Source organism: Streptomyces sp. NPDC027962 (assembly GCF_055566095.1).
In genome coordinates this window covers 1-1,084 of record NZ_JBVHTA010000128.1, presented here as the reverse complement: position 1 = coordinate 1,084, position 1,084 = coordinate 1, and the positions used below count along the sequence as shown (strand labels likewise).

2 protein-coding genes are annotated in these 1,084 nt (G+C 69.3%); both read left to right on the top strand.

The features are described 5' to 3' along the window. The first annotated feature begins 189 nt into the window (after nt 1–189). A complete protein-coding gene (locus tag ACZ4SA_RS37005) occupies nt 190–666 on the top strand; it encodes a hypothetical protein (RefSeq protein WP_468283289.1) in 477 nt (158 codons plus the stop codon). Nucleotides 667–726: 60 nt separating this feature from the next. After that, nucleotides 727–1,084: helix-turn-helix domain-containing protein (locus ACZ4SA_RS37000; protein WP_468283286.1), on the top strand; the 358-nt coding region annotated here is incomplete at its 3' end.

Below are 1,084 nucleotides of genomic sequence, written 5' to 3'. Positions count from 1 at the left end.
TGAGCATTGTTCAACCTGAATTCGCTGGTCATGGGGCTGGCGTGGGCTGGGGCTGAGGTTCTCGTGCCGGTCGGGGTCGTGATCGGTAGCAGGTGATCATCCGGCGCATTGCCGGTTCGCCGGAATCCCGATGCCGGGTTGGGAGTGCCTCGTAGGCTCCGACGAGAGCCGGGTGGGAAGGGGATGCTGGTGGCGGATGTGCTGGTCTGGGTGATGCAGCGAAGGGTGGTGCTGGCCGATCGCGCCGAACGGCTGCGCAAGGATCTCGCCGAGATCGATGCCGAGGCAGCCCGGCTGGAGGCAGCAGAGGTGGTGATCGGGCAGTTCATCGAGGCCGAGCGGAGCGGGCAGGCCGACGACCCGGCCGTGGCTGAGGAGTTGGAGCGGGTGACAACTCCGGGCGCGGGCGGGATGCTGCTGGTCCCGCACCGCGAGCCGGGCATGGATGAGAGCGCGCTGCCCGCCGACTACCAGGCGATCATGAAGATCGTGGCCGCGGCCTCGGAGCCGGTCCCGGCAAAGGACGTCAGCGTCCAACTCGGCAGAGGCACCCAGCCTGGACAGGTCGAACCGGTGCGCGACAAGCTCAGGCGCCTGGCTGACCGAGGCTGGCTGCACCGCACCCCCGCAGGCCGCTTCACCGCCCTGCCGCAGCCGTCCGTCTGACCGGCAGCGGCGGCCTGATTCCGGCATAACGCGCATGTCCCCGACGGGAGTTGGGGATCCATGCGAAAGAACACCAGCCCCGCCGAGGGCATTGAAGGGCTTGTCTACCAGTGCCACCTGCCGCTGTCGAGCGCCACTCTGGACCTGGTCGCCGGCCTGGTCCGCAGCCACCTGAAGAAGATCCGCTCCCGCTGGCGCAAGCTCCCGCCCGGCCGGATCGCCCTGATCGTCCTGGCAGTCCTCCGCCACGACCAGCGGCTTTCCGACATGGCGGGCGGCAACGGCGTCTCCGCGTCCACCGTGCGCCGCTGGCTGCTGGAAGTGATCGAGTTGCTGTCGGCCCGTGCCCCGCGCCTGGACCGCGCCCTGAAGAAAATCGCCCGGAAGGGTGGCGTCGTCGTCCTGCTCGACGGCACCC